This is a genomic window from Rickettsia bellii RML369-C, assembly GCF_000012385.1.
In the GTDB taxonomy this organism is placed as follows: Bacteria; Pseudomonadota; Alphaproteobacteria; order Rickettsiales; family Rickettsiaceae; genus Rickettsia; species Rickettsia bellii.
The window spans coordinates 685,655-709,620 of sequence record NC_007940.1; the positions used below are offsets into that span (position 1 = coordinate 685,655).

Genomic DNA, 23,966 nt, shown 5'->3' on the forward strand with positions numbered 1-23,966 from the left:
ATCATATATAACCTGTTGTACCTATGTTGTTTCCGCATAAAACTAAGTGTAATACAGAATTATCGATTTTAACTGCTTCTAAAATTAACTTTATTTCTGCTTCTTTTGAATTATTACAACTAAGATTAAGGTGAGTAAGTGTTTTGCTAGTTTGAATTAGTTCTGCGATTAATTTACCGCTATTGCTTTCTAAGCCTCTACTCCAACCGATATTTAGAGAAGTAAGTTTATGATCCTTGACTCCATCAAGAAGAGCTTTTAGTCCCTCATGGGTCATATTATTTCCTTCAAAATTTAAGTGAATAATATTAGGAGCAAATTTTAGTAATACTGCAAGTTCTTTAAAAAATTCATCATCTAAATATTTATTTCTTAAAGAAAGCTCAAAATTATTATGTTGTAAAATATCTATTTCATTTTCGTCATTAAACTTTTTTTCTAAAAACTCTAATAATTCTTTCATATTATATCCTATAGTATTTAATTATAAGGGATTTCGTCTCCTGCTGGATTTGGATGCGTTAACCCGATTAGCGTAGCTTCATTTAGAGCAGCTTGCGATTCAAGTTTTTGATCTAAATACTCATCTGCTTCTAGAAGCCATCTTTTTACCATACTACTTTTATTATTTATATATTGCCTCATTGCATCTATTATTTGCTGTGCTTCTGTTTCGGCTTTTAAGATTAATAATTTACTTGATATATTATCTATTTGGCTGAGTATTATTTCTTTATCACCTAGTTTAATATCATTATTCTTTTCTATAATTTCTTTTATCTCTGTAATAGATTTATTTGGAATATCCGAGGTCGCTTGTGATAACTCAAAGTTCTTAGTTTGTTTTTTAATTTCTTCAACTTGCAATTGTATATTATCCATCTGGTTACTAAGTATATTAAAATCAGTTTTACTAAGTATGTTTTGTTTCTCTTGTTTTTCCAAATTTTCAAAAACTTGCTCGGTAATACTAGCTTTAGCCTTTTTTAATTCTTGTAGAAAATAAATGATTTCTTTCACTTTAGGCATATCTTGGTTGGAATTATCTAATATATTCTGAATATCTTTAGTAATAGCATGCAGTGTAGTTAATTTTTTTAATAAAATTTCTTGGTTCTGTACTATTTCGTTATTAGCGATAGTAGAGCTACTAAAAAGTTCTGATAGTGATGTTAAGGTTGCAGCAGCTAGTAGTTTAACGGAAGTATTAAAGGCAATGCCTGTAGAAGAAGCATATAAAGAGCTAGTAGAGCTACTAAAAAGTTCTGATGATAATATCTGGTATGAAGCAGCTAGAAGCTTACCTGCAGTATTAAAGGCAATGCCTATAGAAGAAGCATTTAAAGAGTTAAAAGAGCTACTAAAAAGTTCTAATGATAATATCTGGTATGTAGCAGCTATTAGCTTACCTGCAGTATTAAAGGCAATATCGGTTAATAAAACAAGCTATAAAACAATAAATGAATTATTAAAAATAATTCATTTAGCTAAAATTCAAACATTAAATGATTTGCATATAGAAGCTAAAGCTACTCTTAAAAAAATAACCGACTATATTACTCAAAAATACGAGAAGAGTCAAAACTGTGAAATAATAGAATGGTTTAATAATTCTTTTCAAGAATTACCGAATATAAGTGAAACACGAATATTTTTAAAAGAGATATGTAAAAGCATATTAAAAAGTGGAACTATCAATAAGCTAGAGAATAATTTTATTTTAAAATGTATACAGGAATATGGTTTTACTTTTACGGTATCGATTTATAGAGAGCAGCAAACAGATACGAATAAGATAATAGAAGGTAAAATAATATTTGAAGATAGAAGTTATGAAATATTTAGAAATGATGTTAAGCAAAATAATAATGAAATAGTTAGTTTAGAAGAGTTCTCCAATTTATTACTTGAGCAAACAAATGACTCATTGGCAAAACAATATAGAAATAACAAGCCATTATTCCAAAATACGGGTTCTGCTTTAAAAATAGCAGCATGTGATTTTAAGAAAAACAGTATAGCAAATAATACTGAGTTACATCAAATTATTACAAAAAGTAATAGCTTTATTGATTCAACATCTCCTCTTAAAACAGTATTAAACCAAATGCTTGAATTACTTCCGATCTTAACATCACCTATTATAGAACTACTTGGAGCAATATAAGCAATTTTATTAATATTAGGTTTAATTCCTTTATAAGGAAGAATCATTAATTATAATCTACCCAAGAAATATTACCATCTTTACGATAATAAACTATATTTATACGATTGTTATTAATATTTTTGAATACTACTGCCGGTAAATTTTCTAAATCCATTTTCATTACTGCATCTTTTACTGATAGCTTTAGTATTTCTACAGGTTTTTCAGCAATAATTATTGGATAATTAGCATCATTTGTATCATTAGTATTTTCTTGATCTTGAGGACTAATAATATATTTAGTACCCTCAGAATCGATTTCAGATATTTTTACTTTACCTGTGTGATGATTTTTTAGTTTTGATTTATATTTTCTAAGCTGCTTTTCAAGCTTTGCCATAGCTTTGTCAAATGCTACATATATGTCATTGCAGCTCTCGTTACTCTTAACGATATTATGCTTACCTGAACCATATTTTGCTATAATATCGCATTTAAAATTCATTCCTTCTTTTGAATAATGTATATCTGCACTTATTATATCAGAAAAATATTTTGTTAGAACTTGGTTAACTCTTTCTTTTGAATATTCTTGTAAATTACTACCAATAGAAATATGTTGCCCTGAAACTGAAATAATCATAAATAACCTTATAGCTTGAAATTAGAACTATAACGTAAATATTAGTTATAGTGTATAGATGTTACCTAGTAACATCTATACACTTAATTTATATTTAGCGTAATTTCAAGCTTTTATTACAAAATAAATCTTCTTCATGGATAACTGATTTATTTTGTTGTAGTCTAATTAAGCCTTTAGTGATTTTTCTTACTAAAGAAGGTTCTATACCTGCTTCAAAACATATGGTAATAAAATCTTCATTATCTACAAAAATCCATTTTTTAGCTGCCTCTTCTGCTTTTTTAGCTTCTTTTTTTGGAGAAGTATTAGTTGAATCAATTATTGCTTGCATAATAACAGCAAGCCTAAGAGCAATATCCGGTATAGGATTATGAAATTTTAAGCGTTCAAAAGGGGTAGCTAGTTTAATAACGGATGATTTTGTCATATTATACTCCTAATTATTGATTAATAAAATAAGATTCCTTAATATGAGCAAACCAGCTTATATGCTGCCCTTATTAAGAAAATCTTAAAAAAGTATAATAATTTTTAAGAGTTCAACTAAGGATGGAAAAAGAGATTACTGATGATTGTTTTAGATTTTATTATAATACTGACTCATATAGCTCAGTTGGTTAGAGCGTCTGCCTGTCACGCAGAAGGTTGCGGGTTCGAGTCCCGTCACTCTATGCCTTATTTTAAGGGTTTTTAGTCTTTTGTAAGCTATTTAAATATTTCATATGCTGTATATATGCTCCAAAAAAATGAAAATAAACTATTTTATCCTTGCACGATTGAAAGAATTGTTATATATAATTTGTTATCCCTTAAAGGGGGGTGTAGCTCAGTTGGTTAGAGCGTCTGCCTGTCACGCAGAAGGTCGCGGGTTCGAGTCCCGTCACTCTCGCCACATCCGACAACTAGAAATTTCTTGCAGTTTATCGAACGAAAAAGCCAGATAGTAAAGCACTTTTCCGTCCTTCAAGCTTAGGTTCGAGAAGATGAAATTTAAAAACTCTCTTTTTTCGTCCATTGTCGAACCTCTAAAAGTTCTATTACAAAATTTGTTCCCATACTTTAAATTTTTATGCTGCTTGTGAATTTTATAAAGTTTGAAATAGGAACAACTATTACTGCAAAAATCTTATTAATTTTTGCTAAAAAATAACGCAAGTATAAAAATAAAAACAAATTATAATTAGGTTTAAAGAGAGCCTTAAATAAGTCTAATTAAGTTATTACTATAAGATAAAACTTGAGAAAGTTGTGGGAGGGTGCTTATATTAAATATTTTAGTATACAGCAAAAGTTTATAATAATCTTCTGCTATATATCTAAAACATTACTGATTTTTATTTTAATCTATAGAGCCAATTATAGTTGTAGAATCATCGTGATTATTGTCTAAATAATCTAGCATATATGTATTATTTATGTGCATATTATTTATTTCTGCTTCGCCTTTTCCGAAAAGTATAAAATCTTGATGTTCTGTAATATTTTTAGAACATAATTTAAACAATGATATTTTTTTATCAGTAGATATTTCATTGATAATAAACATAAATTGATCGTGAGCCAATAGAGCTATATTCTCCACTCCATTAAACAAAAATTTATCAGGGTTAATTTTGTCTATTAAAAGCTTTGCTATTTCTGTATGTTTATGTATTAATGCACTTTTTAAAGGCGTTTCTTTACCAAAAGTTTCGTTTATATTATTTATTGGATATTCAAGAAGCTTTCTTACAGAATTAGTATATCCTTTATATGTTACATACCATAAAGGAGTATAACAATTTGCAGCAGCTGGAGTATTTGGCTCAAATCCACATGATAATAACATTTTAAGCATGTCAAGATTATTATTTTTTACTGCTACTAATGGCAAACTATCTCCAATAAAAATATTATGAGTGTCATCAATATAACTTTTGTTGGTTCGAAGATCACTAGTAAAATTATCACTAATATTTAATTTAAAAATAGCTATCTCAGCTGCTTTTTTATCGTTATGTATAACAGCATTACATAAACTTTCTTCTAACTCTGTTTGAGAAAAATGTACTACTGGTAAGAATCTATTATAATTATTTATAGTTTTAGGCATAATATTTAATAAAATAAGTTAATGAATTCTAATTATATTAATAATTTATTAATATGTCAAATTTTAATTAAAAATTTAACTTACCAGTTATTTAAATTAAGTAGTAATTTATCAATAATTTTACTGATAGTTCTATAATAAGTTATTTTTACTACATATAGTTTAAAAAATATTTATGATTATAAGAAATTCAACTAATATTTTTGAATAACATTAGCAATAATTTTAAAAAAGTTTATTAATATTAAGTTAAACAGTTACGTATATTAAAATTATTTAAGTATTTTTAATTAAATTTATTTGCAGTTTGTAATATTATAGTGGATTATTATAATACAGGTTTTGATTAGTCATTGCGAGGAGTGGCAAAGCCACGATGTGGCAATCTTATTAAACATCCTGAGATTGCATCAAAGCTATGCTTCTCGCAATGACGTTTTTCAACAAGCCCTTTAAATACAAAGCAAATTAATTATGATTAACATCTTTCTAATTATCATTTCTTTATTTATTTCTTTAATAACCTATCTATTTATCAGAAAAACAGATATTTTCACTAAGCTATTAATCCTAAACAGTTTAACTAGTGTAGTGAGTTTATTTATTTGCTGCTTAGGATTATATTTAGGCAATAGCTCATATTTAGATATAGCAATTATTTATTTTTTATTGAGCTTTATAGCAACAAATGGTTATTTAAAATATTTTGTATATGAATCAAGTAAAAACAAGGCAGATTGACAAAGTTATTTTGGGGTGCGGTTTGAGTGGTATGCTAACCGCTCTTGCTTTTGCAAAAAATGGTATAAAAACTACTATATTTGAAAGTAAATCTGTAAAAAGTCCTGGCTTTTTTAACGATATTAGAACCACTGCTTTGACGCCTTATTCTAAGGATTTTTTATCTTCCATTGATATGTGGCAAGAGCTGGAAGAGTTTGTAAGCCACATGAAAGATGTTTATGTAGTTGATAATAAAGCTCCTGAAATATTGGAACTAAAAAATGATAGTTCTTTAGGGTATGTAGTTCAGAATAACGATTTTAAGAAAATATTATTATCAAAAATAATTAATAATCCGCTGATAACATTAGTTGATAATAAAGAATATCAAGAGGTTATAAGCCATGATGAACATTCTATTATTAAGTTTGATGACAAAACCTACGTTAAATGTAATTTATTAATTGTGTGTGATGGAGCAAATTCGAAAGTTAGATCACATTATTTTGCAAATGAAATAGAAAAACCATATCAAACTGCTTTAGTGTTTAACATTAAGCATGAAAAGCCGCATGAAAATTGTGCTATGGAGCATTTTCTGCCTCTAGGTCCTTTTGCATTATTGCCTATGAAAGATCAACATAGTTCTTCTGTGATATGGTCAACTTCTTCTGATCAAGCTGCTTTAATTATGCAGCTGCCCATTGAAGAGGTTAGATTTTTAACGCAAAGAAATGCTGGTAATTCACTTGGAAAAATCACTATAGATAGCGAGGTAAACGGCTTTCCTCTCAAAGCTCGTATAGCAAATAGATATTTTCACAACAAGATAGTACTTATTGCCGATAGTGCTCACGTGGTGCATCCATTAGCCGGTCAAGGGCTTAATCAAGGTATAAAAGATATTGAATCCTTAATTAGCGTAGTAAGTAATAATTTACTGCTATCAGAATACCAAAAATCAAGACAAACAGATAATTTTATCATGTATAAGCTAACTGATGAGCTTAATAATATTTTTTCAAATCATTCAAAAAGTTTAAGGCATTTAAGACAAATAGGGTTTAAAGCAATAAATAACTTTAAGCCTATTAAAAATCTGATTACTAGCTACGCAATGGGTAAAAGGTAAGATTTATGAGTAAGGAAAGTTTGAAGTCGTCGATTAATACGCCCGAAGAGGGAGTAAAAAGTGCAGAAGAAAGTAATAAACTTAAACCTTCTATAAATACGCCTGAAGGGGTTAATATACAAAATCCTGAACCTGTACAAGATCAGGAACAACCAGCACCCTCAAATTCTCAAGAAGAGAAAAAAACAAGAAAAATATTAAAGGATGATCCTAAACTTAAAGGCACAAGAATGGCACGAGCTGGAGCTGCAGCTACTGCACTTGCGGGAGCTACTGCTGAAGCAGGATATCATGTAACTGCAGGAGTAGTTAAAGGAGTAGGTAAAATTGCTGCACACGATATTGTCGGCGGTGTTGAGCATATAGTAGAAGGAGTAGCTAAAGGCGGGTCCAAAGTAGCAACAGCTGTTTCAAAAGCAGCTGATCCACTTGATAAAGCTCGAAAAGGTGGAAAAATTAAGGAAGAAGGACAGCATAGTCCTGGCTTATATGATAAAGCTCTTAATAAAATTAGAACTAGTGTGCCTGGCGGTAATACTATAGCAGATGGTTTAGATAAGACGTATAAGGTAATATCAAGCAAAGGTACTAAAAGAATTCTTAAAGTAGGCGGTGCTATTAGTTCAGTAGCATTAAATCCAACGCCTATAGGTGTCGGTATTGCAGCACTTTCTCTAACTGCTGTGGCATATAACGTTACAAAAGAAACACTTGAAGTGCAAGAGGACAAAAAATTAGATAGAGAGAAAACGGCTTTAGAAAGTATTAAAGGAGCTAAAGCACAGCAACTTGATAAGGTATTGGAAGCTAAGGAAAATATAGCTAAAGATGCACCAAATTTACAAAAATTTCTGGATACTAAAATACCGGATATTTACAAAAATCCGCCTGAACCTTCACCTGATAAAACTTTTGAAGGTGGGTGGGCTAAACAATTTGTAAAATCAGTGCGTGATACTACTTTAGAAGCGGCATCTTTATTTGCTGATGGAATAGCTACCGGAAGTATTGGCGGTATTGCATTTGCAGCAACAGCAGCTTTTGTTAATATTACGGGTGAAGTGGATTCGAATATAGTACATATGGAGAGGGGAAACGATAAAAAAATAAAATAAATGCTTTAAAACTATCTGCTGGAAATTATGAAAATGAAAAAGAATTAAAAGAATTAGAAAAACAGGAAAAAATAAATAATCAAACATTGAAAGAATTTTTAGATACGCCTAATCTAGATAAGCTAAACCAAATACAGCTTGAAGCGGCATTTGCTACAAAACAAAAAGAAGTAGGAGCAAGAGATGAGTTTAAAGAACTTCCTGAAAAAAGCGGCTTTGAAAAAGTTAAATCAGCAGTAAAAGCTGGAGCTAGTTACTTTGTTGAAGCACAGTTCGGGGAAGTAAAAGAAGCGTTTAGCAAAGAAAATAAACAAACACAAACTCCGGTAACGCCAAATGTTGCTAATAAAGTACATAAGCCTGAAATAAGCAAAGCACATGAGCAAGTTCATAATATGCAAGAGAATCTTACGCATGGTAAAATCAGCGGCTACAATAACAGTATAACACCGCCACAACAAACGCAAAATGCTTCTAAACATCATGAATCTTCTGTGGGGCGTTAATTGTTAGTAAAGGTTTATAATTATTTGATAGATTATATTTTGCCGCAAAGATGCCTAAGCTGCTCAGAAATATTAAGTAGTAGCGGTGAATTTTGTGGTGATTGTTGGCAGAAATTAGAATTTATAGCAAAACCTTATTGCAATATATGTGGTCAGAGATTTAGCGTAAAAATCCTAGATAATGCAGTTTGTGGGCGTTGTTATAGTAAAAAGCCTAATTATAATCTTGCTCGCAGTATATTTAAGTTTAATGAATATAGCAAAAAAGTAGTTCATCAATTTAAATATCAAGATAAAACGATATTTGCTAAAACTTTCGCAAAGCTTTTATGTAATAGATATTTAGAAGATATAAAGGATGTTGATTTAATCATAGCTGTGCCGATAATCTATAAGGGTCATAGTAATATATTAATAAGTTTAACACATTATATCTTGTAGTTTATCATTATCAAGTATTTCTATTGTGGGTTATGAATTTGGATACATCTTTTGTAATTAATAACTATCTAGAGTTAGTACCTAGTAATAATTGAGCCATTTCATGAGCCGTAAATTCTTGCTGTTTGTGGTTTTGAAGTGTTTTAATAACTTTAAATTTATCAAATATTTTATCAGTATTATCAATATAACAATATCTAGCCCGACGCCCTCTCTTTGTTATTTTAATTTTTGGTTCTATTTTTTGCAAACTTGAATTTAATCTCCTGTTTAATTCGTTCATATAGATTCTTATAACGATTTTTTTTCTTTCTAGTTTATTTTTAATATTAAGCAATCGTTTGTCAGTGCTTGCTTGCATTTTTCGTTCTGCTTCTTCAGAATAATTATTAAATATCCATGTTGCTATTTGAGAATTGGTAAACTCCTTACCAGCATTAGTTTTAAGAAACCTAATAGCTGCATCTATGCGATCAAATTCCTTATAGTGCATGTTATCAAAATTAACTATTCTATCGGTAATATTAATATAACAATATTTAAATAAAGTTCCTTTTTTTATTATTTTAATTTTGGAATCCATTTTTTGTATAGCTGTACGGAATTCCTTGTTAAATTCGTTTCTATAAATCATTATAGCAATTTTTCTTTTTAGTGTGTTACTTCTAGCCTTAAGTAGCCGTTTATCATTGCTTTCTTGTATTTTGCGTTCCATTTCTGCAGGATAATTTTTAAATATATATGTTGCTATTTGGTAGCTAGTGTATTCTTTTCCTGGGTCATTTTTAAGAAGTTTAATAGTTGAAGTTTTACGATCAAAATTAGACATATTTGATAATTATATTTAGGTTAAAATTTATATTACTCTTGCTACAAATAATTAAGAGGTTATTAGTAGATATGATTGTTTTAAAAGCCTTTTATAACGCCGTATTTGATTTATTTTATACGGATTTTTTTAGTTTTTTATTCCTGCTTATTTTCTTATACTTAGCTTTAAATTAAGTTTAATAATCTCAGCGTTTTAAAATTAATTGAAATTTTATAAAGGAACAATACTTATAGATTAACAAAAGTAAATCAAAAATATTTTTATAGACATACCAAAAATAGAAAAAATCATGTTGTAGTGATAAAAAAGTTGCTTAAGTACTTGGTTTTGTTGTTTTTTGCTAAAAAATAGATAGTAAAGAGGTTAGAAGCATATAAAGGACTTCTCTTTAAATAAGCTGTTTAATAGCTATAGTTATATGCAAGCTTACTTTATAACCTTTAAAGTTTAGTTGTGGGGGTAATTGATATTTTTTTCTTAGAGAAATCAGGGAGGGTGAACTAACTTTTAAAACGTAATATTGTTTGTTTTCTATTTGCGTTTTTGCTAATTCTTCTATTTCAAAGGAGTGTATTACATTAATATCTTGGTTATTTATGACTGTTTGTTCATTGGGATAAGTTATAGTGATGTGAGCACCTATATTACATTGTTCACTGAAATAATTAGGTTTTTGTAGATACTCATGCTCAACGATTAGAGGATATAGTTTATGAATAAAATCATCACTGATTTTTAAATAAGTATAGTTTTTTTCTTGCAAAACTACCCCTTCATTTTTTAAAGTTTTAGCAACTTTTATCAATTCTGGATTATCTAACTTTTGAAAAATTAACTCATTTTTATGCATATTATAATTCTAATAAATGAAGAGTAAAAGGCATTGTTGGATAATTCTTATCTCATTCCCGCTTAAGGCTTGCTTGCGTGGATCGAGAGTCGTCATTGCGAGCGACTGCAAGGAGCGTGGCAATCTAGAAAAAATAATAAAAAATGCTATAAATTAGCATTTTTTAGCTGGATTGCTTCGTCAATTACTTCGTAATTTCCTCGCAATGAGGGAAAAATCGATCTACGCAAGCAAGCCTTAAGCAGGAATGACATACAAGGCATTTTCCAAGTTATCACTGATTACACCACGCCGATCAAGCAATAAGGTTTAAATATATCTCATCATTTAACTCTTTTGTAGAAGATAATTCTATATTTAATGCAGCAAATATCTGCACTAAGGCGATAGATAAGTCGTTAATCATTTCGTCGGTATGTGCGGGAGTTGGGATAATTCGGAGGCGTTCGGTTCCTCTTGGCACTGTTGGAAAATTGATGTGTTGAACGTAAATGCTATACTCATTAAGCAGCATATTAGAAGCTTTAGAAGCCTTAATAGGATCCCCAATAATTATCGGCACTATATGGCTTTCATTTTTAAGATAAGGAATGTTAAAGCGGTCAAAAGAGCTTTTAAGCTTGCTAACCACCTGCTGATGCGTTTTTCGTTCTTGATTAGATTCTTTTAAATGCCTAATACTATGCGTTGCAGCAGTAGAAATTACCGGTGGCAATGAGGTGGTAAAAATAAAGCCGGAAGCTGATAATCTGATAGCATCAATTAGGCTATGGTTTGCGGTGATATAACCACCAATAGTGCCATATGCTTTGGCAAGCGTTCCTTGGATAATGTCGATTTCATCGCTACAATCAAGAAGCTCAGCAATACCAGCACCGGTTTTGCCATATAAACCTACTGTATGGACTTCATCAATAAAGGTTAAAGCATTATATTTTTTAGCTAAATTGATTATATCTTTAACAGGAGAAAAGAAGCCGTCCATAGAATAAGCAGACTCAAAAACGATTATTTTCGGTCTATTAATATCAACTGATTGCAATAATTCTTCTAAATGCTTAACGTCTAAATGTCTGTATATATGCTTTTCGGCTTTAGAACCGGTAATGCCGGCAATGATCGATGCATGATTTAGCTCATCAGAGAAAAATACGATATTAGGCATAATTTTAGCAAGTGTTGCAAGGGTTGTGTCATTTGCCACAAAGCCGGAAGTAAAAACTAAGGAGGCTTCTTTGTTATGCAAGCTTGCCAGCTCCTGCTCAAGCTCAAGAATAGCTACATTATTACCGCCGATATTTCTTGTTCCGCCTGAACCAACGCCATATTTCAGTACTGCATCTATGGAAGCCTGTACTACTTTTGGATGTTTGCTCATACCTAAATAGTCATTAATACACCACATGACTATTTGTTTATCATCGCACATAGCGAAAGGAAAATTATCGGCTTGTCTTTTTAAAGCTTTAAATTCACGATATCTTCCCTCGCTTTTAATTTTATCTATATGATCGCTAAATATAGTATCGTAATAAGACATTTTCTCTGTCATTCCTGCAAAAGCGGGAATCCATTTTATTAATTATAAAACTCTATGAGATGTCATCCCTTGGCTTGGGAACTAGATCCAGTATAAAGCGAGATAAAATCGAGCTTTTGATTTTAAAAACTTACTGTACTTAGGCTTTTTTTCTGGATCCCGTGGACAAGCCACGGGATGACATCAATCCTTAAGTTTACACCCATGTGCCTACGCAGGGATGACATATGCAACCATTCTATATTAAAACTAAATAATTTTAAAGCTATAATATAGCTTTTTGTACAATATCATTAAGTCTTTTTGAGAAAGCTCCCGTATCTGCTACCGGTTCACCCTCTAAAATACAAGCTTGATCAAATATTAACTTAACTAACTCTTCGTTATTTTTATTATTTGCTTTTAAATCGTTAAAGATTTTTTCTATGATTTTATTTTTAGGGTTTAACTCTAGATTTTTAGCAGAAGCATTTGCTATTTGTTTTTGTTCAATTAAGAAACGTTCCATACGAATATCCATAGCGGCTTCACTAACGGCAAGACAAGCAGGGCTGGAAGTCAACTTTTTAGATATCTTAACATCTTTAACTAAAATCCCTAAAACCTCTTTAAAATAATCAGTCAATGATTTATATTCATCATCGGATTTTTTATCATCCTTATTTTTTTCTTCTGAAGATGAAGTAGCCTGGTCTACATCAATGTCGCTTCTTGTAGCCGATTTAATCGTATGTCCTTTATATTCGCTATTAACATTTACCCAAAAATCATCAACAGTATCGGTAAATAATAACACATCGATATTTTTACTTAATAACCCCTCTATTTGCGGGCTTGAAAGTAGCTTATCAGGATTATCACCACTTAAATAATATATAGTATTCTGCCCCTCTTTAAAGCCCTTTATATATTCATCAAGGCTAATCATTTTATTATGCAAGGCACTTCTAAATATACATACTTCTAGTAACTTCTCGTGGTCGGTTGTAGCCTCACATAACCCTTCCTTTAAAGCTCCGCCAAAATTAGCCCAAAAATTATTATATTCATCAGGCGAATCTTCTTTCTTTTTCTTAAGTTCGCCTAGGACTCTTTTGGTAATAGCGTTTTTAATTTTCTCAAGTACATTATTATGTTGCAGAGATTCACGGCTAATATTCAGTGGTAGATCCTCTGAATCTACTACACCTCGTAAAAATCTTAAATATGATGGGATTAAATCAATATTCTCATCAGAAATAAATACTCTCTTAATATATAATTTCACTCGTCTTTTGCGATCAGGATGGAATAAATCATAAGTTTTGCTTGATGGGATAAATAACAGATTTGTAAACTCTATAGCTCCCTCATTTTTATTATGCATGGTAACCCAAGGATCATCCACCGCATAAGATAAGCTTTTATAGAATTCTTTATACTGCTCTTCAGTGATTTCGGATTTTGATCTTGTCCATAAAGCTGAGGCAGAATTTAGTTGTATTTCGTTATTATCCCCCTCATCAAAGAAATATATTGGCACGGCTATATGATCGGAATAGCTTTTAACTATATGTTTTAATCTAAAATGATCAAGGAAACTATCTTCTTCCTTTTTAATGTGTAGAGCGATTTCCGTTCCTCTGCTAAACTCTCTATCTGAGCTTGAGACAATATATTCGCCTTCGCCTTCCGATTCCCAAACATATACTTTATCTTCACCAGCTTTTCTTGAAGTTACAGTGACCTTATCAGCTACCATAAAGCTTGAGTAAAAACCAACACCAAACTGACCAATTAGCATATTATCTTTTTTAGAATCACCTGAGAGATTCTTAAGGAAATTTGCCGTACCCGATCTTGCAATAGTGCCTAGATTCTCGATTAAATCCTCTTTATTCATACCGATTCCGTTATCACGTATGATAACCTGACCATTGTTTTTATCGCCTTTAACAGTAATCTTAAAGTTAGAGTCACCGGCTACTAATTCAGCTTCACTTTGGGATAGATAACGCAGCTTATCACAAGCATCAGAGGCGTTAGAAATCAACTCCCGCATAAAAATCTCTTTATTACTATAAAGAGAGTGAATCATTAAATTTAAAATCTTACCGACTTCGGCATCAAATTTCTTTTTTTCTTGTTTCATACTAACCTTTTAAAATTCGTGTTTTTAGTTTTGTTATATAGCGAATCCTTACTTGTCATCCCGCACGCTTGTAGCGGAATCTTAGGATGCGGTTTGTGATACAAGACCCCGTGGTCAAGCCACGGGGTGACACCAATGTAACAAAACTTTATTCATTTAATATAGGGTTTTAAAATCAAATTTAAATACTCCTCATCAATATTTTTTATTAAAATTGTTTTTAAGCTGTTAGTATGACCTTTAGTAATTTCTAAATTACTCCGCAATAATTGCCATTCTTTTGCTAAAAAATTTATGATCTCTTCGTTAGCTTTACCTTGTTGTGCATGTGCTTTTATAGATAATTTTAGATGAAGGACATCATTAATTATAATAAATTCTTTGATGTCATTACTTTTGGCAGCTGCCTTAACTTTTATATTTAAAGATGCTGTTTTTAATAAAGGATTATAGACAAAAAATTTCATGGTAAATAACGTAATAGTTGAAAATTATAAAATTTAATTTATAATGCCTTGTGAAAATTCAACTAAATCTATGAGAAAGTAGCCTTTGAAAAAGTAAAATATAATTTATATTTAGAAGATTGGAAAATATTTAATGAGCCTAAAATAGGTAGATATTACGCAGTAGCATATGTAAATGAAAAGAAAAAGCAGCTAGTACTTGCTCATCGAGGCAATACATTTGAGGGGTGGGATTTGCTAAAAACAGATTCACCAATCAAGACTCATTTAAAAAGCATTTTAGGCGGGCAGATAGTAGCACGGCAAGCAGCAGCATATCAGACTACGCAGGAAATCACCGAATATGCTAAAAAGCATGACTATAATTTATCTTTTACCGGTTATTCTTTGGGTGCATGGTTTGCAGAATTAAGCTTATATTTTGCTTATCAAGATTTTAACTATTTCAAAGCAAAAGCTATAACGTTCGATAGTCCTGGCTCTGCAAAAATTATGGATAGCTTTAAGCCCAATATAATTAGTTATAAAACTCATTTTGATATAAGAAATTTAGACATAACTACTTATTTATCTGCACCGAATTTTGTAAATACTAGTAACCCCCATATCCATAAAGCATATAGATTATTTCCCAAAGTTACGGCAGCTGAATATAGCAATAAAATAATAAATGCCCTAAATAAAGCAATCCCAATTAAAAATTATATTTCTCTATTATCATTAAACAGTGATTTACTTGATTCAATGCTAGATAGTTTTGATTCTAAGACAGGTAAACCTATAAAATATGAACAGATAATAGATTGGCCTTGTATCAAATATGAACCTAAAGACAATACGTTAGGAGGCAAGTTAATTGATTCTATGCCTATTGGTGGTGTGATTAAAGATTTAGCAAAAAGAGGTATTACGGCAACAACGCTAGGTAGCTTTTTAGAGGTATTTGATCATTTTATAAGCGGTAATGTCGCAATTGAACAAATTTTAGAATTTTATAAACATTTAGAAGATCCTACACAAGCAGAGGGAAAAAAACAATTTGAGCTTTTTTATGAAGGACATTACAAATCGCAAAAAGTAAATTTGTCTGAAGATGTAGTAAATGTAAATGATATAGGAAGTAGTGATTATTATTTAAAGCAATTAACTAAATTAAGTAATAAAGAAATAGATAAAAAGGAAATACCGAATTTAGTAAAGCAGCAGTTAAAAATAATCAAAGATCAGTATAAAATAAAACTCCAAAATAAAAAATATTATATATTCACAAACTCGCTTAGTATTAAGGTGGATGATTTAAAAGAGCAAATTTTAAGATTAATTGAAGTGAGTTATGAAGCCAAGGAAGTTCTAGAAAATCTTAATGCTTATAATTCCCATGAATTAATTGAATCTATAAAAAATATAAACAGCAATTTATCTTCCTTATTACCCTATAATCTTATTCGTCGTGAAGATATACTACAGGATATTGAAAAAAACTTAAATGAAAAACAGTTCATAACAATTAGTGGATATACAGGCATAGGCAAAAGCACTCTAGCTATAGAATATGGTCGTGAACAAAGAGACAAAGCAAAGAAGATAGTACATTTCATTAATGCGGATTCTGCTTATAAAATTACTGAAGCATACATACAATTTGCTAAAGAATTTTCTATTTATACAACAGGCGAAAAGGAAGAAGATATAACAAGATTAATCCATGAGAATATCGCAAAATTAAATTCAAATACATTATTTATTTTTGATAACGTAGAAGTATATAAGGACATTGAGCCTTATCTTAACAGTATGATGAGTATACTTAAAGATAAAGTACAGGTAATAATTACTACTAAAAATAATAAGCTAAGTGATGATATAACAAATATTGAATTAAAACCTTTTAATATAAAAACAGCAGTAACATATTTAGAAAATTCCTTAGGAAATAGGTTTAATGATGAAGATATTAACGATTTAATAGAAGAGCTAGGCAATAAAGATGAAATATTGCCATATAGTTTGTCCAAAGCAGTAGCGTATTTAAAAGAAAATAAATTACTTAAAGTAAAAGATTATCTTAATTTTCTACGTAATAACAAAGATAAACAACCTGAGACAATATTATTGTTAGAAATACTAGAAAAATCATCGCTAGCTTGGTTAATATTACAATATTCTGCATGTTTAGACCCTGACTTTATCAGTATAGATATTTTCAAAGAATTATTTTTATTAGATGAAGAAAAATTGCAAGAACCTATAAAAAAATTAGAAGCATTATCATTAATGAAGCTAATATATCAAGATGGACAAGCAGGTTTACAATTACACGGACTAGTACAGTTTGCAGTAAAAAGATATGTAGATAGACATAAAGAGCATGCAATAGATGAACAAAAAATTTACATAAGCCTAGCTGAAGCTTTAGACAGTTTATTTCCAATATTAATAGATGTTCCAAATGAAGACTGGGAAGCTTCTAAACTATTTTATCCTCATGTGATAAAGATACTAAACGTTAATATTGAAATTAATAAATTTATAAAAGCAAATTTATATCAAAAAATAGGTTATTATAGTGATGGTGTATTACATAGATTTAAAGAATCATTAAAGTATCATAAAGAAGCTCTAAAGATATTTCAAAAATTATATCAAGGCAACCATTCTGATATTGCTAAATCTCTTAATAATATTGGAGTTGCTTATAATAACTTAGGCGATATTTTTAAAGGACTAAAATATTTAAGAAAAGCTTTAAAGATGAATCAAGCATTATATCAAGGTAATCATCCTTGTATTGCTACTTCTCTCAACAATGTTGGTTTGGCTTGTCGAGATTTAGGTGATAATTCTAAAGGTCTACAATATCTTGAAGAAGCTTTAAAAATGTTCCAAGAATTATATCCAAGTAACCATTCTTATATTGCCGCCTTACTCAATAGTATTGGTTTATCTTATAAAGATTTAGGCAATCCTGCAAAAGCATTAATCTATTATAAAGGGGCTTTGGAAATATATCAAACTTTATATCAAGATAATCCTCTTCATATTGTCAGCATGCTTAATACCTTTAATAGTATTGGTGCAGCTTATTATAAACTAGGTAATACTTCTGAAGGGTTAAAATATTTAAAATATGTCCTAGAAATGTATAAAGCTTTATATCAAAATAATAATCCTTATATTGCTAGTGCTCTTAATAATGTAGGCGAAGCTTATAAAGGTTTGGGAAATATCTCTAAAGGATTGGAATATTTAGAGGAAGCTCTAAATATGAATCAAAAATTATATAAATGCAATCACTCTTCTATCGCAGGCTCTCTTGATAATGTTAGTTTAGCTTACGAGAAATTAAAGGATACTAATAAGTCAATAGAACTTTGTAAGCAAGCTTATTTAATGTATGTACAAACTTTAGGCTTAAAACATTCCCATACTAAAAACTTAGAAAGTTATATTAAAATAATCTCCCCCGAATTCATAAAAAATAACGAGACTAGGGAGTTTATATTACAACGGGGGGATTTTGAGGAAATTACTTTAGAAGTTAAACAAAAAATACAAAAAAAAGTTTTAAATAAAATATATACTAATGCTGCTAAAGGTAAATGGAGTACAGGAAAATTTAGATTTTTAGGTATTTGGGGAGCAGCGAGTTATTTATGCGATAAATATTTAGCAAAGCAATTAAGGGATTTATCGAGTGCTAAAAATATAGAAACTGCTAAAATGTTATGTTTTGAAGCGGTTTGTTTAGGAGCTATTAACCATCCTAATAAAGATTTTATTTGTGCTGTGGAATTTACCAAAGCCTATCCTGAACTAACACAAAAAATAACAACCGAACATCCGGAATATTTCATCGATGGCTCAATATTACGAGCATGCATTAATGACGAAGCAATTTTTTAAGCAAATTTATGATATTCTAAACTACAACCAATTAGGAAATTTTTTACTTCATCATGGTTACCATTATGATCAAAATTTAATAATAGCTCTTCTTCTTGATTTTCGTATACTTCATTAGTATATATACGCTCATCGCCATATATTTTCTTCATAGAATCCTAAATTATTAACTGATAATTAATTTTCAAGGATATTAAGATAAATTAAAAAAGCTATTATAAGTTTGCTTTATTTTGAAAATTAATTTCCACAGGCGATAAATTACCAACTTTAAAATATATATTCACATCTTTTAACTTAGAAGCTACTGGAATAATATTGAAATTCTTCTCAAGTAAAATAAAATTTTCATTAGTTTGATGGGTAGAAATAAATTCTTGCGTCATAAACTCACCTCTGATCATTTCGCTTATTTGATATGTATTAGTATCTAGCTTTTCCCATTTTTTAAACTTTATAATTTCCTGCCCAAAAGCTGCTAAATTCCAATCATTAATAACCAATTCTTCAAAATTCTTGCAGTTAATAATGATAGAGTCAGAGGTAAAATTCGCAACACTTCCGATAAAAGTTTGTTTTGTTAAATTTGCTATTTTAGCATAATTGCTGCCGTCAATTGAAACATATAAAGGTTCATTAATATTACTTTGTAAGTAAACGGCTAAATATGGCTGATCATTGTTTTCTACTATATTAAAAGGTAGATCAAGAATAACACATTTTGTTTCTACATTTGAGGATTTTTCAAATCCTGATAAGATATTTGCAGCAGGTAAGTAATAGGAAGAAAAATTATCTATCACGCCTGTAATATAAGAGGTTAGGGCAGATAATTTCATATTTATTATTCTAATTTGGTATTTAGATTTTTTGTAGTGAAGTATTAAGAAATCGCCAGGTTTAAACTCATGAAAAATTGCTGGCATTAAGAACTTAATCACTTTACTTTCGATAGAAGCATTTTTTAAAATTAACCTGCCTATATTTTCTATTTCTGACAGTGATAAAATAATAGGAATTTTAACGTTAAGTTCAGGGCTATTTGAAATAGTCTCATTATTTATATAAGCATAGCAATCATCATAATTATTAAATCTATCAATAAAATTGATATTTAGTTTGCTAATAATATTTTCTTCAGGTATTTCTGTTTGCTTTATATAGCTATTATCAGATAGTTTTATTAAAGTTTTTTCGTTTATATAATCTAATTTTCCGCTGCCTCGTTTTAAAAATTTTATTTTTTCACATTCATTCGTAATTATGTCAAAGAAATAGAATATTCTTAAGGAGTTAATAACATCTACAGCAGATAAAACCTTATTTAAAATAAAACCGTCTACTATTTCATCAATGGTAGAAATATCGATGCTTTGTATATCAATCCCGCATCTATTAGATAATTCAAGTATTATTTCAGCAAGGCTACAAGTGCCAAGTTTACCATTAACCCAATGCCCCTTTTCCCATAAATGATTATCACTCCAAATATTACCATGGGGCCAAGCGGGGTAGGGGCGTGCATCCCATGTCCATAAGAACATCTCTTCTATATATTCTTGTGCTTGCCAATATTCTATAAACCCTTTAATAGCTATACGTTGTGCTAAAAAATCTGTACCTGCTGAGGAGTATTTAGGAGCACCGCCATCCGTGCATTTAGGATCAAAAAACACATTAGGTTGATTGGAGGCTTTATCTATCGATGGAAAACCAAATTCAGTGAACCAAATTTTTTTCATTTTTGGTTGCCACGCTGTTTTATTCCCATCAGGATTATAGTGATGATTTTCCCACCAATATGCTACATTCTTCCAAGCATAAGCAGCCGATAAAGCTTGTTTATTACCGCTGCCATCTAAGTAATAATCATACCCCTCACCGCTATGGCAACCTTTAATAATATCCTCTTTTGTAATTCTAGAGCTTAAAGAACTGGTTAAAGGGAAATAAGCATCTATCCCGACGAAGTCAATGTAGGATGAGGCAAATAGCGGGTCTAGATTATACCATCCACCACTAGTATGATGATATTCTGACCAATCGGCTGCGTAAGTAACCTGTACCTTATTGCCTACTATTTCTTTTACTAAACGAGCAAGGTTGCATAGTTCATTAATTGCTGGAAAGTTATTTGCTGAGTCTCTTATAGAAGTAATGCCAATTAGTTCCGAGCCGATTATAAAGGCATCTGCATAATCTTTAACTAAATGTGCATAATGAAGAATAAAATTGTTATAACCATCAGTTTTATGAAAAAAATTACTTACTGCCTCCGCAGAGCCGCTAACATGTCCACGCCAAGGCTTACCGGGTAAATCCATAAAAAACATCGGATAAAACATAATTTTTAAATTACGTTTTTTTAGCTCCTTGAGGTAACGCACCAAGCTAGCGTCATTAACACTACCTCCATAATTAGGACTCTCATATTCATCCTTAGATATAATTTTAGCATTTTCCCTATTATAACGACCAACTTGCCAAGTAGATGAATAAGTGGTTAGAGGATCGTTAAACTCTATAGCAGGTTTTATACTACAATAGTTTATATCAAGATTATCACCAAACCAAGAAACTACTGGTGCTACCCATTTTATGTTAGGGCAGGTGGTTTGTAGCTGATTAAGGCTATATACGCTATCAGCAATATTATAATGATTATGTGTATTGATAGCCTCATGATTCACAACACCACCAAAAAAGCTTTCTTGGGTTTTATACTGAATTTCTGTATCATAGACAAATTCCCCAGACCCTGGAATCATGCTAATACTGCTAATTAAATTTTCGACTTTTGCGTAATTGTTTGGTAAATGAATATTAGGCTTTCTAGTTACTTCAAATGAGAAATTCGGAATAATATTGTCAAAATCTTCTAAAGGTAGTTCTTCAAATACTGCATAGCTAAGAGATCTAAAAGCAGGAGTTTTATTTTTACCTAAGCATTTTTCAATTAAAGGATCGGGTAATTGTTCTTCTGATCCTTTATATAATCTAAACTTATATTTATTTAATTTTATGATTTCATCATTTGCCCATACCCTGTTAATTTCACTAATCTCACCCTCACAAATACCGACGGCAAAAGAAAAGAAATAGCTATATTCCGTAGAAGTCGTAGTAGATTTACGTTATGAAAATAAGGAAAATATTCTTTATGACGGGTGCTATTTGCTATTTCTTTGACTTTATCTGCCCAAATTATTTTTCCGCTAACCTTTGTAGTGCCAAAAATTAAAGGGATAGGCTCACCATAATTTGCTGTAACATACTTAAAACTTTCTTTGAAGTTTTTAATATAATCATATTCTTCTGGTTCATGATTTAGTTGATCTAAATACTCACCAAGCATTTTACCAGCAAATCTTCCTATGCTTGAAAATATACCACCTCCAAATGCATTTCCGATAGCACCACCAAACGAACTAAAAAAACTTCCAAACATATTTACCATATTATAGTTTAATATGGATTGATATTAGCATTACAATGTGCTAACACTAAGATATGATTTTCGATTTAGTGTCATCCCATGGCGGCATTGCTTGCGTGGATCAGTTTTACCGTCATTGCGAGAAAATTACGAAGTAATTGACGAAGCAATCCAGTAAAAAATGCTAACTTATAGCATTTTTTATTATTTTTTCTGGATTGCCACGCTCCTTGCAGTCGCTCGCAATGACGATTTGGTATCCACGCAGGCAAAGCCGCCACGGCATGACAATGTATTATATTGGAGTATATTAATGTTTAAAAAATATATATTTATCTTATTACTACTTGTCACATCTATAGTTAAAGCAGAAAATATAGAAGTAAATAATTTAGATAAAATAAAACAAGATTTTGAAGAAAATTATATTAAAAATTATTTGCCACAAGATTTACTAGTGGTAATAGACTTGGATAAAATATTATTTAAGCCGTTATTATCTTTAGGTGAGCAAATCGATAAAGATGTTTATGCTAAACTAGCACCTACTTTGCAAAAGATTAGTAAAAACCCTAAAAATATTTATATAGATCAGTTAATTTTAACAAGTGATAAATATAAAAAGGAATTACTAGATTCTAACTTTCCGAATTTTGTAAGTGATATCAGAAATAAAAATATTCCTATAATAGCCGTAAATGGAGGTTTTACAGGTAATTTTAATAATATACCTAAATTTGAAATATGGATTGCTGATTATTTAAAAAAGAATTTTAACATTGATTTCTCAAATAGCTTTCCTAAAAATAATTATATTATTTTTAATAATTTAAAAAGTTTTTCTAATACTTATCCGGTATTTTATAAGGGTATATTAACTAGCAATAATATATCTGGTGCGGAACTAATGATTAATTTTTTTGTTCAAATGAATTTTATGCCTAAGGTACTTATAATGGTTAGCGGTAGTACAGAACTATTAAGTTCAATGGAAGCACAGCTGGCTAATTATAGTTCTTCTGTTTTATTTATTGGATATTATTATAATAATCAAGATAGTAGGGATAATAATGCAAACTATAATGTAATTATTAATGACTTGACTAATCAAATGAATAATATAAAAAGAAATAACCCACCTTTAAAAACTAATAATGCAAAAAGTAAAAACCCTTATGATCAAAGTAAATAAAATTTTACTCCATTTATTACTTTATTTAATTGTGCCAACTTCAAGCTATGGTCAAATAATTCCTACTTATTCTGTAAATTCTGTAACAATGAAAGATTTGTTACCCAAAATAGACCAAGATAGCCTTGTTTTAATAAATATAGATAATACTATTATAACTCCCAAATCAAAATTTTTTCGCTATAACGATAATCCTTATGTAAATTTTACCAAAAACTTATATAGTCTTGCAGTAAATGATTCATCAGTAAATAATTCTATAGCACAATTAATGCAACAACGCCAAATGATGCTTGTAGAAAAAAATTGGGGGGATTTTATTAATCAAATGAAAAAGCAAGGTGCAACAGTTTTAGGGCTTCAAGAAATAACTACCCCATGTAATTTGATTGAAAATTATGAAGGATGGTTGTATACCTTACTTTACGGATTAGGTATTAATTTTACTAGTAAAGTTAATGATAAAGATGTATTTAGATTTGATCCAACTGATGCAAGTGCACCTATTTTTTATCTGGGAATAATATTTACTGGAAATACTAATAAAGTAAAGTCACTCATTGAATTTTTAAAAATTATACCAAAGGAGCCTAGCAAAATTATAGTGTTTGCAAATAATGAACAAGATTTAAAAGATATGAATTCTTATTTAAGAAATGTTGATATAGAATATTATGGAATTGAGTATTTGGGATGGCAACAATTACAAGGATCACCCGATCTAGAAGTTGCCAAATTGCAGCAATCCACTCTTCTAAATACAGGACAGTGGTTGGAGGATGATGTAGCTGCAAAAATGTTAAATAAATAG

The 23,966-nt window shown here is 30.0% G+C and carries 20 protein-coding genes, 2 tRNA genes and 3 pseudogenes; 11 read left to right on the forward strand and 14 right to left on the reverse strand.

The features are described from left to right. Window position 1 precedes the first annotated feature (1 nt). Together RBE_RS03225 and RBE_RS03230 are read right to left on the reverse strand one after the other, a co-directional pair. Window positions 2–463, reverse strand: coding sequence for a hypothetical protein (locus RBE_RS03225; protein WP_011477287.1), 462 nt, complete (start codon window positions 461–463; stop codon window positions 2–4). 17 nt (window positions 464–480) lie between these two features. Then, window positions 481–1,029 (reverse strand): hypothetical protein, encoded by a 549-nt coding sequence (locus RBE_RS03230; RefSeq protein WP_011477288.1) that lies wholly within the window; start codon window positions 1,027–1,029, stop codon window positions 481–483. A 109-nt stretch (window positions 1,030–1,138) separates the two neighbouring features. Here RBE_RS03230 and RBE_RS09595 point away from each other — a divergent pair. Beyond that, window positions 1,139–1,393, forward strand: a pseudogene (locus tag RBE_RS09595) (HEAT repeat domain-containing protein); the annotation flags it as partial. A 668-nt stretch (window positions 1,394–2,061) separates the two neighbouring features. Here RBE_RS09595 and RBE_RS07880 read toward each other — a convergent pair. The 3 genes and pseudogenes from RBE_RS07880 to RBE_RS03245 all read right to left on the reverse strand — a co-directional run. Continuing rightward, window positions 2,062–2,214: pseudogene (locus RBE_RS07880) on the reverse strand (carbonic anhydrase); the annotation flags it as partial. Beyond that, window positions 2,214–2,792, reverse strand: coding sequence for a ribosome hibernation-promoting factor, HPF/YfiA family (gene hpf / locus RBE_RS03240; protein ID WP_011477290.1), 579 nt, complete (start codon window positions 2,790–2,792; stop codon window positions 2,214–2,216). The gene hpf and the pseudogene RBE_RS07880, both read right to left, overlap by 1 nt. 94 nt (window positions 2,793–2,886) lie before the next feature. Continuing rightward, complete coding sequence (locus RBE_RS03245) at window positions 2,887–3,222, reverse strand: hypothetical protein (protein WP_011477291.1); 336 nt, start codon at window positions 3,220–3,222, stop codon at window positions 2,887–2,889. Between the two features lie 179 nt (window positions 3,223–3,401). Here RBE_RS03245 and RBE_RS03250 point away from each other — a divergent pair. Both RBE_RS03250 and RBE_RS03255 read left to right on the forward strand, forming a co-directional pair. Then, a tRNA-Asp gene (locus RBE_RS03250) sits at window positions 3,402–3,460 on the forward strand. A gap of 150 nt (window positions 3,461–3,610) precedes the next feature. Then, window positions 3,611–3,687, forward strand: a tRNA-Asp gene (locus tag RBE_RS03255). A 447-nt stretch (window positions 3,688–4,134) separates the two neighbouring features. Here the strand turns inward: RBE_RS03255 and RBE_RS03260 are convergent. Beyond that, complete coding sequence (locus tag RBE_RS03260; protein WP_011477292.1) at window positions 4,135–4,887, reverse strand: ankyrin repeat domain-containing protein; 753 nt, start codon at window positions 4,885–4,887, stop codon at window positions 4,135–4,137. Between the two features lie 474 nt (window positions 4,888–5,361). Here RBE_RS03260 and RBE_RS03265 point away from each other — a divergent pair, with 474 nt between their 5' ends. From RBE_RS03265 to RBE_RS03285, 5 genes are all read left to right on the forward strand, one after another. Beyond that, on the forward strand, window positions 5,362–5,628 hold the full coding sequence (locus tag RBE_RS03265; protein ID WP_011477293.1) for a monovalent cation/H+ antiporter complex subunit F: 267 nt from the start codon (window positions 5,362–5,364) through the stop codon (window positions 5,626–5,628). Next, window positions 5,600–6,742: a 2-octaprenyl-6-methoxyphenyl hydroxylase gene (ubiH, locus tag RBE_RS03270; RefSeq protein ID WP_041804652.1), complete on the forward strand. Its 1,143-nt coding sequence runs from the start codon at window positions 5,600–5,602 to the stop codon at window positions 6,740–6,742. Before RBE_RS03265 ends, ubiH begins: the two co-directional genes overlap by 29 nt. Before the next feature lie 5 nt (window positions 6,743–6,747). Continuing rightward, entirely contained in the window at window positions 6,748–7,857 is a 1,110-nt protein-coding gene (locus RBE_RS03275) for a hypothetical protein (protein ID WP_011477295.1), read from the forward strand. An 86-nt stretch (window positions 7,858–7,943) separates the two neighbouring features. Then, window positions 7,944–8,363, forward strand: a complete 420-nt coding sequence (locus RBE_RS03280; RefSeq protein WP_011477296.1) for a hypothetical protein — start codon at window positions 7,944–7,946, stop codon at window positions 8,361–8,363. A gap of 24 nt (window positions 8,364–8,387) precedes the next feature. Next, the gene (locus RBE_RS03285; protein ID WP_228368757.1) at window positions 8,388–8,804 is read left to right on the forward strand and encodes a ComF family protein; all 417 of its coding nucleotides are present in this window, start codon (window positions 8,388–8,390) and stop codon (window positions 8,802–8,804) included. Between the two features lie 64 nt (window positions 8,805–8,868). Here the strand turns inward: RBE_RS03285 and RBE_RS03290 are convergent, their stop codons facing one another. The 5 genes from RBE_RS03290 to RBE_RS03310 form a co-directional block, all read right to left on the reverse strand. Then, window positions 8,869–9,633, reverse strand: coding sequence for a hypothetical protein (locus tag RBE_RS03290; RefSeq protein WP_011477298.1), 765 nt, complete (start codon window positions 9,631–9,633; stop codon window positions 8,869–8,871). Between the two features lie 391 nt (window positions 9,634–10,024). Beyond that, complete coding sequence (locus tag RBE_RS03295; protein WP_011477299.1) at window positions 10,025–10,486, reverse strand: hypothetical protein; 462 nt, start codon at window positions 10,484–10,486, stop codon at window positions 10,025–10,027. Window positions 10,487–10,781: 295 nt separating this feature from the next. Beyond that, a complete protein-coding gene (gene hemA, locus RBE_RS03300; RefSeq protein WP_011477300.1) occupies window positions 10,782–12,026 on the reverse strand; it encodes a 5-aminolevulinate synthase in 1,245 nt (414 codons plus the stop codon). 265 nt (window positions 12,027–12,291) lie between these two features. Continuing rightward, a complete protein-coding gene (gene htpG / locus RBE_RS03305) occupies window positions 12,292–14,157 on the reverse strand; it encodes a molecular chaperone HtpG (protein ID WP_011477301.1) in 1,866 nt (621 codons plus the stop codon). Window positions 14,158–14,309: 152 nt separating this feature from the next. Further along, window positions 14,310–14,624 (reverse strand): A1G_07140 family DUF167 domain protein, encoded by a 315-nt coding sequence (locus tag RBE_RS03310; protein WP_011477302.1) that lies wholly within the window; start codon window positions 14,622–14,624, stop codon window positions 14,310–14,312. Window positions 14,625–14,858: 234 nt separating this feature from the next. On the opposite strand from RBE_RS03310, the gene RBE_RS09695 reads away from it, so the two are divergent. After that, window positions 14,859–18,527, forward strand: coding sequence for a tetratricopeptide repeat protein (locus RBE_RS09695; RefSeq protein WP_041804655.1), 3,669 nt, complete (start codon window positions 14,859–14,861; stop codon window positions 18,525–18,527). Here the strand turns inward: RBE_RS09695 and RBE_RS08890 are convergent. The 3 genes and pseudogenes from RBE_RS08890 to RBE_RS09615 all read right to left on the reverse strand — a co-directional run. Next, window positions 18,524–18,679 (reverse strand): hypothetical protein, encoded by a 156-nt coding sequence (locus tag RBE_RS08890; RefSeq protein WP_187145752.1) that lies wholly within the window; start codon window positions 18,677–18,679, stop codon window positions 18,524–18,526. The two genes, RBE_RS09695 and RBE_RS08890, sit on opposite strands and share 4 nt — an antisense overlap. 63 nt (window positions 18,680–18,742) lie before the next feature. Further along, window positions 18,743–21,295, reverse strand: coding sequence for a baseplate megatron protein TIM-barrel domain-containing protein (locus RBE_RS03320; RefSeq protein WP_011477304.1), 2,553 nt, complete (start codon window positions 21,293–21,295; stop codon window positions 18,743–18,745). A 434-nt stretch (window positions 21,296–21,729) separates the two neighbouring features. Beyond that, window positions 21,730–21,975, reverse strand: a pseudogene (locus RBE_RS09615) (hypothetical protein); the annotation flags it as partial. A gap of 301 nt (window positions 21,976–22,276) precedes the next feature. On the opposite strand from RBE_RS09615, the gene RBE_RS03330 reads away from it, so the two are divergent. After that, window positions 22,277–23,155: a DUF2608 domain-containing protein gene (locus tag RBE_RS03330; RefSeq protein WP_012151907.1), complete on the forward strand. Its 879-nt coding sequence runs from the start codon at window positions 22,277–22,279 to the stop codon at window positions 23,153–23,155. Then, window positions 23,118–23,966 carry a DUF2608 domain-containing protein gene (locus RBE_RS03335; RefSeq protein WP_011477307.1) on the forward strand — a complete coding sequence of 283 codons (849 nt, stop codon included), beginning with the start codon at window positions 23,118–23,120 and terminating at the stop codon, window positions 23,964–23,966. The genes RBE_RS03330 and RBE_RS03335 overlap by 38 nt, the downstream gene beginning before the upstream one ends.